Genomic DNA, 13,956 nt, shown 5'->3' on the forward strand with positions numbered 1-13,956 from the left:
AAGAAAATTGGTTGGCTTTTAAGAGAGGGAGGAAAGAAATGCAGAACAAAAAATGGGATTTTCGTATTTTATCTGCACACGGTCTTACTATTATTCTTTGGGGAACAGCCTTTCCAGTGATTCGTTTTGGACTTGAGGCATTTTCACCAGAACATCTAACATTATTGCGTTTGCTAATAGCTTCTTTTGTGTTACTTATCTTTGCAGTTATAAATAAAATGCGTTTACCAGAATTAAAAGACATACCCGCAATTTTCATATTAGGTGGCCTAGGGTTTACTGTATATCATCTCGCATTAAATTGTGGAGAAAAAAGTGTTGCTGCTGGACCAGCGAGTCTAATTATATCAGTTACTCCTATATTTACTGCAATTCTTGCACTTATATTTTTTGGTGAAAAATTAAGATTAAGTGGATGGATTGGCGGTGTAATTAGCATGATTGGAGTAGCCTTTTTATCATTAGGTGGTGGAGATCTACTACAATTAAATAGCGGAGTACTATTTATACTATTAGCAGCATTTTCAGAAAGTCTATTTTTTGTTTTCCAGAAATCATATTTGAAAAAATACGGATTTTTGGCATTTACAACCTATACAATCTGGGCTGGAACTTTATTTATGCTTATCTTTTTACAAGGAATCCATCAAGAAATAATAAAAGCCCCTATAGAAGCGACTCTTAGCGCTGTGTATTTAGGTCTTTTTCCAACTGTATTACCCTATATAGCATTAGCTTACATTACATCTCATTCAGGTGCTTCCGAAGCAACAAGTTCTCTTTATTTAACACCAGTGATTGCAGGTTTTGTAGCTTGGATTTGGTTAGGAGAAATACCAACTTTCATGGCCATAATCGGAGGGGGTATTACCATGCTTGGAGTTTTAATTACTCATATAAAATCTATAAATACTCGTGAAGAAAGAACGGAAAAAATCCAATCACTTTAAACAGGTTCTTACATTTTTTAGTCTTAATTTAAAAAGGGAAATACCACAGTTCGCTGAATATAGAAAGAAGATTACAGATTGGAGGTTTTTTAGAATGTCAAATAATCTATTTTGCAAAAGGGATGTTATAAGATGAACATACAATTAAAAATTGTAACAAGAGAAAACTGGGAAGAAGCACTGAAATTACAAGTATCTAAGGAACAATGTCAGTTTGTACCAGCTGTAGCTGTATCAATTGCAAAAGTATATATTAAACCAGATGGTGACAATGTAGAATATATCCCATTTGCTATATACGATAACGATGTTATGGTTGGTTTTGTTATGCATGCCTTTGAACCAAACACATCGGACATGTATTGGATTAACGGATTTATGATCGATGAGAATTACCAAAGAAAAGGATATGGTAAAGCAGCCCTATCTGAAATGATTAGATGGATTACTAATCGTTTTTCTCAGTGCAAAGAAATTCGACTAACTGTTCATAAAGAGAACATTCCAGCAAAAATGTTATATGAAGGCTCTGGTTTTGTAGATATTGGTCATGTTTATGATGGAGAACAAGTATATCGTTTATTTGTTTAACTTTAATTAAGAAAAGGCGTGAAACAAAGTATGAAATTTAACGAAGTAAAAATCGAAATATATATTCCAGAAGAATACATTGAAACTCTGCGAGATGAACTAAATAAAGTTCATGCTTGTAAGGTAGGAAATTATGATCATTGTCTATCTTACAGCACTGTTAAAGGATATTGGAGGCCGCTAGAAAACTCATTACCTTATAATGGAGAAGTTGGTCAAATATGCGAAGGCCAAGAATGTAAAGTAGAAATAAGGTGCAAACAAGAAATTGTAAAAGACGCACTTGCGGTTATTCATCGAATTCACCCTTACGAAACACCTATGATTTATATTATCCCACTATTAAATGAGTATTTTGAACAAGTGTAATTGGTTATAGAAGAACAAAAAATAATAATAAAGATTTAATAAAAATAAATGCTATAAAACAGTTACTACAAAAGGAGGGGAATCTTAATTGAAAACAAAATTTCATCATATTGTAAGAGGGATAATTATAAAGGATAAAAAGCTTTTAATAGCAAATTACAAAGGGCATCATTTTTTTCTACCAGGTGGTCATGTTGAATTAGGAGAACCTGCAGAATGTGCATTAATTCGAGAATTTAAAGAAGAAATAGGTATAGATTGTGAAGTTAAGCGCTTTTTAGGAGTGATTGAAAACCAGTGGCAAGATAGCGAGACACTTCATTATGAAATTAACCATGTTTTCGAAGTCGATAGTAACGACCTACATAGTGATATAGCACCGATTTCTAAAGAGTCTCACCTGGCTTTTCATTGGATCATTCCTAATAATAAAAATCTAATTACATATAAAATAATGCCCGAACCTTCTGTTCAAAGATTAATAGAAAAGGTACAAAAAGAAGATTTATCAAATTGTTGGATTAGCAATTTATAAAGTATTAAGGATGGATATTGGGTACTTAAGTGTTAATAAAAGTACTTCATAAGTACCCAGCTTATTCTTAATAACCACTAAAGAAAGCTATAATCACGATCAAGTAAAATAACTGATTCGCCTCGATTGTATGAAAGAAATAAACCTCAGCCCATGTTCCTACAAAGAATGTAAGATTACTTCCTATATTTACAAATGAAAAATTCATATGAATTTAAATACCATTGTCTAATTTCATATTTTTAAATTCTCTCTTATCATTTCGTTTATAAAGATGAATCCAACATACAAGCTATCTAAAAATAGGCACCCGAACAAGTTACACTACCCAGTAAAAACTCATATTTTGTTGTTGTACGTATTGAAATTAGTTTATTGTCCTATGTTACGCAGATTAAACATGCAAAAAATATAGAAAAGCATCGATGAATTTTGCTGGATAGAAGCTTAATTTATAAACGGAGGTCATAAAAATGAATGAGTTTCAACAAGAACTACAATCATTAAACCTAAATGATTATCAGTCTGGAAATGTTGTGTATTGGGATCAACAAAACCAATATCCATATTATTATGTTCAAGAAGGTGCTCGTCAATTCGGTGGTTGTGGACGTTGCGGTGGTTGCGGACGTTGTGGCGGATGTGGACGTTGTGGTGGATGTTTCAGATGTTTCGGCTGTTTTGGCTGTTTTGGTTGCTGGAGCTGGTGGTTCATTTAAGTTCGAAACATAGGTAACGTTTTATATGAAAGAAAAGTGCATATACATGATTGAATTGCAAAAGCACTTTTCTTTCACTTTGTAGAATAGACAAATTAAAGGATAGTTTCTGTTTCCAACGAATTTAATATTTGATATAGATTTCATATAGAGGTGAACAATACATTGGATACATATCAGAAATTAGTTTCATGGATAGAAGATATAAAAGAACGGAATTGTAGTTCTGCAGCAGCACTTTGTATTATGAAAGATAATAAAATAGTACTAGAATATTATAGTGGTAACCATTCAAACTCTCCAAATAGTCCAAAGGTAACCGTTTCTTCACAATTTAATGTCGCTTCCGCTAGAAAGAGTTACTTAGGTTTAGCAGTTGCTTATGCACTATATGAAGGAAAAATAAAGCATCTCGACGACTATGCAGCAGATTACTTTGAAGACTATAACAAAAATTTGCTTGGTAAGACAACCATAAGACATTTAGTAACCCATTCACATGGTTTAAATGAGAATAGAGACGGAACTATTTATCGAGAATTTGAGTCTGGACAAGGATGGGCATATAGAGATATTAACATACGTATGATGACACACCTTATTTATCAACTATATAATAAAAGCTTTCCTGAGTTATTAAAAGAACGAATTTTTATACCTGCAGGCTTTAAAGAGACTGGATGGAGAACAAAGTATCACGAAAATTTGGTAAAGATAATAGTAAATCCTCATGAAGAAGGAGTATGTAGTACTGGGATATTAGATGACGGAACAGAAAAGAATCTTTTTGTTTCTGCCAGAGAATTTGCCTATTGGGGGAATTTGCATTTAAATAAAGGGTATATTAATAGAAAACAAATTGTACCGAAAGAGGTCATTGAAATCGCAACAAGTGTCCAAAGTCCAACATATCAAAATAGAGATTTACCACAAAACGGATGCTTTTGGTACGTTCAAAACACACCAGCTTTACAAAGCGAACTTGGTGAAAGGGTCCCTAAAGGTTCCTATCAAATATTGGGCATTACAGGGCCCACCATTTTAGTTATTCCCGAGTATAATGTTGTCGTTGCTAAAATGTATAACAAAAGATATAACTATGGGGGAGACAAGTATCTGTATTATTTACGAGAATTTAGCAATTTAGTCGCTGATATATTTGCAAAACGATCTTTTACATACCAGTAAAAATATTTAAATTAGGGTATAACTACTTTTATACAGAAAAGGAGTGAACCCTTATGAAAAAACAAACTAATAGAAGTAAAAAACAAAACATCAAAGACACAAGCATTGAGCAAAACGCGATTTATAGTGATCCAAAAGACGCGTCAAATATGCAAACCGTCCCGCAACCAAAAGATTATGAGGAAATCGAATATTAATTTTTGCTTTTTATAAGACTTTTTTATGAAAGAAAAATACATCTTAAGCCTCATAAAAATAAAGACATCATCTGGTACTATATGTATATAAGCATTTGAAAATGTCTTATCTTAACACAGCTTTTCTACAATAAATCCGTATATAATCTAATTGACAAAAAGGCGCTTCTGAACGAAGTGTCTTTTTGTTTATTTTATATAATAACTCTAATTTAATTTCCAGTTTGAAATCTGTATCTTGCATATCATCATGGATATACTAAATTGTGATAAATCATGTCATGATAAGAGAGGGACAGTTCGCATGAAACAAGCATCTGTAAATCCATGGCTTATTGTCCTAGGCACAATTATTGTGCAAATTGGTCTTGGAACGATTTATACATGGAGTTTGTTTAATCAACCTTTAGTAAGTAAATTTGGCTGGGAACTTCATGCTGTGGCTATAACTTTCTCAATTACCAGCTTTTCTTTATCGTTTTCAACTTTATTTGCAGGTAAATTACAACAAAGGATGGGACTTCGTAAACTTATCGCAACCGCAGGAATTGTTCTTGGGATTGGATTAATACTTAGTTCACAAGTTTCCTCATTATCATTACTTTATTTACTAGCTGGTGTCGTGGTAGGTTATGCAGATGGTACAGCCTATATCACATCATTATCAAATTTAATTAAATGGTTTCCAAATCGTAAAGGTTTAATTTCTGGTATTTCAGTTTCAGCATACGGAATGGGAAGTTTAATTTTTAAATACGTAAATGGCAGGCTAATTGATACAGTTGGTGTATCGGAAGCTTTTTTATATTGGGGCATAATCGTTTTGATTATAGTACTTGCGGGATCTTTCTTCTTACGTGAAGCCGCTACGAATGAAACAGTATCATCTGAAACTGTAAGTAGTGATTATTCAACTAGAGAAATGTTACGTACAAAACAAGTGTATTTATTATTTTTCATGCTATTTACATCGTGCATGAGTGGCTTATATTTAATCGGTATGGTAAAAGATATCGGAGTTCAACTCGTAGGCCTTAGTGCAGCAACCGCGGCAAATGCAGTTGCAATGATTGCGATTTTTAATACTGTGGGCCGAATTGTTCTTGGAACATTATCAGATAAAATAGGTCGATTGAAAATTGTTTCAGCAACTTTTATAATAATTGGCTTATCTGTTTTTACACTCAGTTTTATGAATGTAAACTACGCGATTTATTTTACTTGTGTTGCAAGTGTTGCATTCTGTTTCGGAGGAAATATTACCATATTTCCCGCAATTGTTGGTGATTTCTTCGGTTTAAAAAATCATAGTACAAATTATGGAATCGTATATCAAGGATTTGGCTTTGGAGCACTTGCAGGTTCGTTTATTGGAGCGTTGTTAGGTGGATTTCAGCCAACTTTCATTACAATCGGTATACTATGTATTATATCCTTTATTATCGCCATTTTAATTCGACCTCCGAGCAAAGAGAAAGAGACACAAAAATTATATCGAAAAGTAGCTTAATCCCTATAGAATTTGCTGTAATAAAGAGCCCTTCCTATTAGGGCTCTTTTTAGAGAGATTTAAATTTTTTATTCCCAGTTGCTTTATAAATAATATAATTCACACTATGGTACGTTACACCAAATAAAAACAAAAACGATATAAATAAAATAAGAGTTATTAAACAACCTCCAATATCTCCATCAATATTTGCATCTGCATTTGAAAAATTCCAGTCCTTAACTTTGCTGATAATATACCCTAGAATATAGGATAACACAAAGCAAATTATAAAAGCCAAAGCAAGGTACACTGTAAATTCTCGATGCGATATTGAATCCACTATGTAACAACCAAATGCCACAAATGCAAATAAAAAACTTAAAATAAATAATACTTTAAAGCATTTTTTGATGTTAACCCAACATTGAATTGAAAATTCCCTAAACGTTCTCCGGTTATGTCGTTTCTTTTTACGTCTTTTCTTTTTATGGGGTTTCATTTCATCCATCCACAATCATTTTTTCTACTATTATATCTTTAAATAAGAACAATAGATATCCTTAATATTCCATATAATAAAATTTTAAATTTACTAGCAAGGGAATACAACACTTTATATAGAACTGTATACTGGAAATCTACTAAGGAGGTTTATATGAAAAAAGTAACTGTAACTTACGTATTACTTTATGATGAGCTTCGAGAAAAAGTATTGATGGTGAAAAATACAGGAGCAAATGTTTCTTATTTTACTTTACCAGGCGGCGCAGTTGAGGTTGGTGAAACGTTAGAAGAAGCAGCAATTCGCGAAGTAAAAGAAGAAACAGGGTTAGATATAGAGGTAGAAGGAATTTTCTCAATAAGTGAAGCATTTTTTGAAGAAAAAGGGCACCATGCTATTTTTATTAACTTTGTTGGGAAAATTACAGGTGGAGAAATACATATATCAAGACCCGAAGAAATCTAGGAGTAAAAAAATAAAGCAGACTTGCTAGATACTTTTAAACTTCATTTTCATCAAACTCTTACAAATTTGTAATATTTATGTCACCTTCTTGAATGGTACCCCAAAATACTTCTTTTATATACTTAAAATAAATTTACTAAAAGAGAGAGGAAAAGAAAATGCACGAAGTAATTGGGGAAGTAGTTGTTGGTCTTTGTGAATTCGTTTTTGAGGTTTTTGCTTATGGAGATGCAGATGAAGAGGAAAAGGAGTAATTCCATCTGAATTGATTGATTCATAAGATTATTAGATATCTATATACAGCATCTTTTCTTGTTCATCTTCAGATAAAAAAGCGCACCATCTATTTTATTGGTGCGCTTTTTGCTTTATTTAATTCGCGAAGGACTAATATGCTCTAACCAGAGTATACCATCATAATGTTGATTAGGAATCATATATTCAGGCCATATTCCCCAATATTGTCCTATAATCTGTGAGTACATCCAGGACGTTTCAGGACGATTCTTCTCATCTTTTAAATTTACAAATACTTGCGGATGTTGAGCGGATCTCAAAATTTCTTCAATACTATTTGCCTGATGTTTATCAATTACATATTCAATCTTATCGTTCTGGTCATTTAAACTACTTCCACTATATGCATATAACCCTACGGAATACATTTGATCTTTCAAGTACTTCGGTAAAACATCGATCATATTAGGATATTTTTTGGTGTACGGAAAACCCATAATCATTTTAGAATTCTGTTTTCTTATGTGGTAATTATGCCCCCATACAATTATTTTTTTATTCTTAAACTGCATTTCACTTAACCATGCTAAATTTTGTCCCATTTTTTGATCACGAGAATAAAATGTATAATCCATACCAGGTTTTTCTTTCACCTCATATGAAATATGTGTTTTGAGTGTATCAATTCGAATATTAATTGTTTTTTCTAGAAGGTTTACATCATAGGATTCATTAGAAACTACTTGTTGTAATTCATTCTTATGTTGTTGGATAAATTCTTTTACTCTTTCATATTTACTTAAAAGAGGTTTCTGCATTGTTTGGAACTCTTCATAAGAAGAGACAGAACGATATTTCACAATTTCTTTTTCTGCTTCTACGAGTAGTTTCCCTATTTCAGGATCCAATTTACTAATCCATTCATTTGCAAATGTTGCAAAAGTAGCAGTTGAAGCATTCCACGGGATATTTATATCGAATCCCGTTAAAATAAGGGGCGTTCCTTTTTCTTTCTGTTCTTTTATATATTGAAATAATTCTTCTAGATCTTCTGTATGCCATACTCCATAAATAGCTTTCTTCATTGCTTGCTCAGCTGTTAAATCATCTATGTTTTGATATACAGCATTCGCTTCTGCAAAGCCTGATTCAAACGCAATCACATCATATCCCATTTCTTCATGTAAATATTTAATCATCCGGACTTTTGATTGATTCATTTCGGTTGAACCATGAGTAGATTCACCTAGTAAGACAATACGTTTGTCTTGTAAAGTTTGTTTTAAAAATGACAAATCCTCAGTAGTACTAGCAGTCGGTTCCTGTAATTTGACTGCATGTTCACCAACCCATTTCTGCCACTTTTGTTGATCTGCAGGCAGTTCTTCAGCAGATGCTACTGTCGAAAACGTTGTTAGTACAAATAAAGTAGTTACTAATCCTTTTTTCCATTTCGAAAACACACATACCCCTCCTAAATTTTTATAAACCTTATCGCATAAATCTAATCATCTATGATTCATTTAAACAAAATAGGAACAATTAAATTTATATATTTATACTAACGGGTGGAGTTTATACAAATCAAGAAGAAAAGGGCGATGATTCTATTTAATTTAAAAATTCTATAAATTCAAAGGTGTAAAAAGAATCGTCGGAAGAGAACTCTAGGAAAAATGCTACATAGCTGCCACAAAACGATAGATAACAATAGATGGAACATTTGTTCTTTTATATGATATAAAGGAAGGGGCGCAGCACTTAATTTATATCTTTGAAAGGAGCGAATCAACATGAATGAAAGGAGTAAAAAGAAGTCTAAATGCACACTGGAAACAGCAGAAATGATTAAGCTTTATTTAGAAGGAGAGAGCACATCAAATATTGCGAAATTAGCTAATGTTACTCCAAGGTATATTCGTATGGTCTTAGCAGATAACAACGTTGAAAGAAGAGCGAGAGGGAGCTGGAAACGTAAATATAATTTGAATGAAGATTACTTTAAGTATTGGTCTAACAATATGGCGTATATTTTAGGATTTTTCATTGCTGATGGGGTCATAATGAAGGATAACCAAACCGTGAGCATTTCTCAAAAAGAATCCAGAATTTTAGAAGATATAAAAACAGAACTCAACTCAAATCAAACGTTATACCAAAACAAAAAAACTGGCGTTTACATGTTGAATTTGAATAGCAAAATAATGAAAAAAGATCTAATGAACTTACACGGAATTATGCCTTGTAAATCATACGATGTACAATTCCCGTTTGTCCCACAAGAGCATCTGCATCATTTTATTAGAGGATATTTTGATGGAGATGGACATGTAGTTCGAATGCTAAGCAATCCCACAAACACCAGAACTGATTGCATATTAAAAAATAAAAAACACAGCTAAACACAGAGTAGGGGTTCGATTAACATTAAATATAAGTTACTTATTTTTTACTAGTTAACATAATATATATTATAGGCAGTTATAGAAAAGAAGTTTTTCTCTGTCTCTAAATACAAGTAAACTATACAAAATGAGATGAAACGGAAATTTTTATGAAATACGCTTTATATACTGTTCATTTAAATTTCTAGAGTTTTTATAGTAAATTTACGACTAAACATTTTTCTACAGCAATTCAAGAATAAAAATTTCGCTGAGATTACAAAACATATTGATGAACAAAAAATTATAACGTAATTCGTTAAAGAATTTTTGTTATTAAATTGCATTCATATACACATTTAGTTTTTTATCGATTGATTATTGATTTCTTTATCATTACATCTTATTTATTTAATATAGTTAAATTTTGTATTTATCAATGTAAATTGCTTATTTTGGTTGTATTTTTCAGTTTAGTTAACATAACCTACGCTATTTACAAAAAAATCCCCCTGATTTTCCAGGAAGATTTTTGAATTAATTCATACTTAACTTTGTAAGTTATATTGACTCTTCGTACTAAAAATCTTGCTATAACCTTTAATAGATATAGAGAAATTATGAAATTTCATTTTTGTGCTATCATCATTGATTTCTTCTAAATGAATTGCATCTCTAAAAAACTCTTTAACGCTCTAATTTCACTCTCATTTTTTGCACAGATGGTGGACAAATCAAATTGTGTTCTAGAATCTTTTTATTAATCATTCGAACTAACTTAGCTGCTTCCTTTGAACTTATATTCTTCTCTTCTAGTTTTTCTTTTAAATGATCAATTTCCCTTGAAAGCTCAATCCACCTAGGTAAAACACGATTATCTTTCAATGTTTTATAAAGTTGTTTTTCAGGATTATACGAAAGGCTTTTATCAATATTAAGTGGTTTGCCTTTTCCAGGTAGGTCATCAAAATCTCCTGATTTTTCTGCTCGCTTAACGATAGAACTAATATGATCTTCATACGTGAAATCCCAAACCGTCTCATCCTTTACTAAAATCTCCTGATTTTTTAACTCTTTATCTAAATCTTTTTGATCCATATTTTTCCTCCTCATTTCTTTTTAAGATAGCGCTCTTGAATTATTTAATGCTAATAAACCCTCAGCAAGTTGTTCTCGCCACCAGATTTCGTCATGACCGCCTTGGAATTCACTATAGGTAATTTGATATTCTTTTTCTTTAAGTGTCTTATATAAGCTTCTATTAGCTTTTAAAAGCGGTTCATTCTCAAGGGTGCCAGCTGCCATATACATACGAAGTCGTAACGTATTATTCATTGATAAAAATTCTTTCTCAACCCAAGGAAGATTTTCTTCATACCCGTCTTTTTTCCAATGTACAGAACCTGACAATGACAGCACATTTCCGAAAATATGAGGATTCTGAAGTACTGCATAAAACGCTGCTAGACCACCGAGGCTTAAGCCAGCAATTGTTATATGCGATGGATCCTTGTGTACATGATATTTCGTTTGAATCCAAGGAAGTAGCTCTTCTGTTAAAAATGAGTTCATTTTGTAGTTGTAGGTAAGCTCATTCAATCGATCTACATGATCAATCCCAACAACAATACACGAAGGAATCTTTTGTGTATGAATGAAATAATCAAGTGTTGCTGGTGCTGAAAGATTTTGCATAAATGAGTTTCCATCGAATGTGATGATAAGTTCTTGAAGGCTGGATGTAAGAGAATAATCATGAGGTGTGTAAATATATAACTTTCGTGTATTACCTAAAATAAAGCTGTAAAAAGAATATGTTTCAACTTCTCCCTGAGGATTATAATTTTTAGGAAATCTTTTATCGTACGACATTTCTATTCCTATCTCTAAAACAGCTGCTCTATCTGTTCCTTCTCCAAATATATTACTGTTAAATGGATCTAACTGATATTGTTCACTACGCGCTACCCAATTGTGTTCAAAATAATCATTAACTGAAAAGTGATAGGTAGAAATAAACTTTTCATTCGTTCGAAACGTTTTGTACCATAAATTCGTGTCTGAAAGTCGTTCTAGTTGATTAGAATTAAGGTCCCAACCAGGGTAACTACCAAACACATATACATTTTCTGTTTCTTTATCCCCTAACCATATGTAAGTAATAAGATGATACTGATCATTCATTGGACAAGATTCTATAAGTGGCGTCTCATTTGCTTTGATTTTATCTAAAAATGTATGAAAAGCTTGTGTATCTCCATTACTTAATTGACCTGTAAGTTCTGCTATCTTAGGGCTTAGTATTGATTTCATTCCTCTTCCCCCCTTTACGTATTACATTACTTCTTCTTTCTTAATAAATAAATTCCTATATAAATAAGGTACTAATGTTGTATATTTTATGAACAGAAAAAACACACAATCAATATAATCTGTGTGTTTCCATTCTTACTCAGCAAGGTAGTAAAGTAATAATTTACGTGCTTTCTCATAATACATATAGTCTCTATAGAATAATAGGTAATTTTCAATATGTTTCTCTAGAAAACAAAATTGCTTAAATCGCTCAAAAAATGATACGCGAAGTAACTGAATTTGATGCAACGGAATTTTTTCTATCTTTCCATTTAGGACATAACTTAAAGTTCCTGCAATATTCATCCAGTAGATATTAAGGTCAGCACTTAAACAATCAGATTCATCAAATTTTTCTTTGAAATCTTTACGCATTTTACGTACATCACGATATGGAAATGGCTGATGTAAAGAATCATGTAGTTTCTGTAACTCTTCAAAAATTACTTTTTTTCCTAGTATCAACTGTTCACCCCTATAGTTATCATTTCTCTATCCATTCTAATAACCGCTCATACTGATTCTTGGCATCCTGATATCCAAGATTATATAAATTAACAAGCTTATCTTTATTTCTTTCAATCCCACTTACAGGAAGCTGCATACTTGGTTGAATTACAAAAAAGTTTTCTTTTTGTTCATCTGAAGACATATAAGAAACGGTTTCATTATAAAACCGATAATGCTCTACTAAAAGCTCAGCTACTTTCGGATATCGTCTATATAAATATTTTGCCATCGGTGAAAACTTATTACGTTTTTTCTCATATCCTTCTGGCTTTGTCATAATAACAATGTTCTTTTGAAATCCATCTTTTTGTGCTTTTCGAATAGGAATAGGATCAATGATTCCCCCGTCTAAAAGTTTTTTACCATCATAGTCCACAGCCGGAGCAATAAATGGTACAGAACTTGATGCACGAATGATTTTTAATATATCATCCCCGTGCTCTTGCTTATTATAATAGACAGCTTGTCCTGTCTCACAATCAGTTGTGCCAATTACAAACTGCTCATTTGTATTTAAAAAAGTTTGAAAATCAAACGGTACAATTTTATTAGGCACTTCATCAAAGAGAAAGTCCATACCAAACAATTCCCGTTTTCGTATTAAGTTTCGATAAGATATGTAACGATAATCAGACACTAATTCTGTATTTACTTTTTTATTTCTCCCTTTTTGGCGAGATAGGTACGTTGCGCCCATACATGCTCCAGCCGATACTCCAACTACATATGGAAAAAATAAATCATTCTCCATAAAGTATTCAAGTACTCCCGCCGAATATAACCCTTTCATGCCTCCGCCTTCTAATACTAAACCGATGTTTTTCATGTATACTCCCTCTGCACTTGTTTCTTGATTTTATTAATTATATTTTAGCATAAGATATTATGATGAAGTGTTAATAAAATCATTGCATTTGCTTTAAAAAGCTCTTACTGCATTGTAAGAATCTCTTAGTCTATAACGTGATACAATAAAAGAAACTCATTCCATAGATCATAAAGGAGGAATTTCATATGGGTTTATTCAGTGGTATTTTAGGAAATGCATCTGATACAAATACAGAAAATGTCGAGCGTGACTTACAAAGGATTATGCTTGATCATGAACAAATTGAGTATGCATATAAATTGATTCGAGACTTAATTGTATTTACAAATCGACGAATGATTTTAGTAGATAAACAAGGTGTAACTGGTAAGAAAACAGAATATCATTCTATTCCATATAAAAGCATTACACAATTTAGCATCGAAACAGCAGGTCATTTTGATTTAGATGCAGAACTTAAAATTTGGGTATCTAGTATGCACGAACCGATTACAAAAGAATTTAAAGATGATGATAGTATTTTAAGTGTCCAAAAAGCATTAGTAAAATATACAACAAAATAATAACTTGTATTTTTATGCAAAATTAAAAGTATTAACCCCGTATTTTTTGGAACAACATGCATTATTTTCT

15 protein-coding genes and 1 pseudogene are annotated in these 13,956 nt (G+C 31.9%); 11 read left to right on the plus strand and 5 right to left on the minus strand.

What is annotated here, in order from left to right; translation table 11 throughout:
• The first annotated feature begins 38 nt into the window (after positions 1-38).
• The 9 genes and pseudogenes from Y7E_RS0100795 to Y7E_RS0100840 form a co-directional block, all read left to right on the plus strand.
• Entirely contained in the window at positions 39-950 is a 912-nt protein-coding gene (locus tag Y7E_RS0100795; protein WP_017149410.1) for a DMT family transporter, read from the plus strand.
• Positions 951-1,082: 132 nt separating this feature from the next.
• Positions 1,083-1,541 carry a GNAT family N-acetyltransferase gene (locus Y7E_RS0100800; RefSeq protein ID WP_017149411.1) on the plus strand — a complete coding sequence of 153 codons (459 nt, stop codon included), beginning with the start codon at positions 1,083-1,085 and terminating at the stop codon, positions 1,539-1,541.
• 30 nt (positions 1,542-1,571) lie between these two features.
• A complete protein-coding gene (gene cutA, locus Y7E_RS0100805) occupies positions 1,572-1,910 on the plus strand; it encodes a divalent cation tolerance protein CutA (RefSeq protein WP_017149412.1) in 339 nt (112 codons plus the stop codon).
• 88 nt (positions 1,911-1,998) lie between these two features.
• The gene (locus Y7E_RS0100810) at positions 1,999-2,445 is read left to right on the plus strand and encodes an NUDIX domain-containing protein (RefSeq protein ID WP_017149413.1); all 447 of its coding nucleotides are present in this window, start codon (positions 1,999-2,001) and stop codon (positions 2,443-2,445) included.
• A 473-nt stretch (positions 2,446-2,918) separates the two neighbouring features.
• Positions 2,919-3,164: a heterocycloanthracin/sonorensin family bacteriocin gene (locus tag Y7E_RS0100815; RefSeq protein WP_017149414.1), complete on the plus strand. Its 246-nt coding sequence runs from the start codon at positions 2,919-2,921 to the stop codon at positions 3,162-3,164.
• 165 nt (positions 3,165-3,329) lie between these two features.
• A complete protein-coding gene (locus Y7E_RS0100820; RefSeq protein WP_017149415.1) occupies positions 3,330-4,352 on the plus strand; it encodes a serine hydrolase domain-containing protein in 1,023 nt (340 codons plus the stop codon).
• 53 nt (positions 4,353-4,405) lie between these two features.
• Positions 4,406-4,549, plus strand: coding sequence for a hypothetical protein (locus tag Y7E_RS33470; protein ID WP_017149416.1), 144 nt, complete (start codon positions 4,406-4,408; stop codon positions 4,547-4,549).
• Positions 4,550-4,853: 304 nt separating this feature from the next.
• Positions 4,854-6,059 (plus strand): L-lactate MFS transporter, encoded by a 1,206-nt coding sequence (locus tag Y7E_RS0100830; protein WP_017149417.1) that lies wholly within the window; start codon positions 4,854-4,856, stop codon positions 6,057-6,059.
• A gap of 637 nt (positions 6,060-6,696) precedes the next feature.
• Positions 6,697-7,005: pseudogene (locus Y7E_RS0100840) on the plus strand (NUDIX hydrolase); the annotation flags it as partial.
• A gap of 371 nt (positions 7,006-7,376) precedes the next feature.
• Here Y7E_RS0100840 and Y7E_RS0100850 read toward each other — a convergent pair.
• The gene (locus tag Y7E_RS0100850) at positions 7,377-8,708 is read right to left on the minus strand and encodes an erythromycin esterase family protein (RefSeq protein ID WP_017149421.1); all 1,332 of its coding nucleotides are present in this window, start codon (positions 8,706-8,708) and stop codon (positions 7,377-7,379) included.
• Between the two features lie 330 nt (positions 8,709-9,038).
• Between Y7E_RS0100850 and Y7E_RS28850 the strand changes: the two genes are divergently transcribed.
• Positions 9,039-9,647 (plus strand): LAGLIDADG family homing endonuclease, encoded by a 609-nt coding sequence (locus tag Y7E_RS28850; protein WP_017149422.1) that lies wholly within the window; start codon positions 9,039-9,041, stop codon positions 9,645-9,647.
• Positions 9,648-10,316: 669 nt separating this feature from the next.
• On the opposite strand, the gene Y7E_RS34010 is transcribed toward Y7E_RS28850, so the two are convergent.
• The 4 genes from Y7E_RS34010 to Y7E_RS0100875 all read right to left on the minus strand — a co-directional run bounded on the left by Y7E_RS34010 (position 10,317) and on the right by Y7E_RS0100875 (position 13,320).
• The gene (locus Y7E_RS34010) at positions 10,317-10,727 is read right to left on the minus strand and encodes a DnaJ family domain-containing protein (protein WP_017149423.1); all 411 of its coding nucleotides are present in this window, start codon (positions 10,725-10,727) and stop codon (positions 10,317-10,319) included.
• Positions 10,728-10,748: 21 nt separating this feature from the next.
• Positions 10,749-11,942, minus strand: a complete 1,194-nt coding sequence (locus tag Y7E_RS0100865) for an alpha/beta hydrolase (RefSeq protein WP_017149424.1) — start codon at positions 11,940-11,942, stop codon at positions 10,749-10,751.
• A 135-nt stretch (positions 11,943-12,077) separates the two neighbouring features.
• Positions 12,078-12,449: a YxiJ-like family protein gene (locus Y7E_RS0100870; protein WP_017149425.1), complete on the minus strand. Its 372-nt coding sequence runs from the start codon at positions 12,447-12,449 to the stop codon at positions 12,078-12,080.
• A gap of 19 nt (positions 12,450-12,468) precedes the next feature.
• On the minus strand, positions 12,469-13,320 hold the full coding sequence (locus Y7E_RS0100875) for a patatin-like phospholipase family protein (protein ID WP_017149426.1): 852 nt from the start codon (positions 13,318-13,320) through the stop codon (positions 12,469-12,471).
• Between the two features lie 188 nt (positions 13,321-13,508).
• Here Y7E_RS0100875 and Y7E_RS0100880 point away from each other — a divergent pair, with 188 nt between their 5' ends.
• On the plus strand, positions 13,509-13,886 hold the full coding sequence (locus tag Y7E_RS0100880; RefSeq protein ID WP_017149427.1) for a PH domain-containing protein: 378 nt from the start codon (positions 13,509-13,511) through the stop codon (positions 13,884-13,886).
• Positions 13,887-13,956 lie beyond the last annotated feature (70 nt).

This window comes from Bacillus bingmayongensis (assembly GCF_000299035.1).
GTDB lineage: Bacteria > Bacillota > Bacilli > Bacillales > Bacillaceae_G > Bacillus_A > Bacillus_A bingmayongensis.

Bases quoted from the DNA above. Each gene is read 5' to 3' on its own strand.
- Y7E_RS28850 (WP_017149422.1), top strand. From the start codon at position 9,039: ATGAATGAAAGGAGTAAAAAGAAGTCTAAATGCACACTGGAAACAGCA.
- Y7E_RS0100880 (WP_017149427.1), top strand. From the start codon at position 13,509: ATGGGTTTATTCAGTGGTATTTTAGGAAATGCATCTGATACAAATACA.
- Y7E_RS34010 (WP_017149423.1), bottom strand. From the start codon at position 10,727: ATGGATCAAAAAGATTTAGATAAAGAGTTAAAAAATCAGGAGATTTTA.
- Y7E_RS0100865 (WP_017149424.1), bottom strand. From the start codon at position 11,942: ATGAAATCAATACTAAGCCCTAAGATAGCAGAACTTACAGGTCAATTA.
- Y7E_RS33470 (WP_017149416.1), top strand. From the start codon at position 4,406: ATGAAAAAACAAACTAATAGAAGTAAAAAACAAAACATCAAAGACACA.
- cutA (WP_017149412.1), top strand. From the start codon at position 1,572: ATGAAATTTAACGAAGTAAAAATCGAAATATATATTCCAGAAGAATAC.
- Y7E_RS0100795 (WP_017149410.1), top strand. From the start codon at position 39: ATGCAGAACAAAAAATGGGATTTTCGTATTTTATCTGCACACGGTCTT.
- Y7E_RS0100875 (WP_017149426.1), bottom strand. From the start codon at position 13,320: ATGAAAAACATCGGTTTAGTATTAGAAGGCGGAGGCATGAAAGGGTTA.
- Y7E_RS0100830 (WP_017149417.1), top strand. From the start codon at position 4,854: ATGAAACAAGCATCTGTAAATCCATGGCTTATTGTCCTAGGCACAATT.
- Y7E_RS0100800 (WP_017149411.1), top strand. From the start codon at position 1,083: ATGAACATACAATTAAAAATTGTAACAAGAGAAAACTGGGAAGAAGCA.
- Y7E_RS0100815 (WP_017149414.1), top strand. From the start codon at position 2,919: ATGAATGAGTTTCAACAAGAACTACAATCATTAAACCTAAATGATTAT.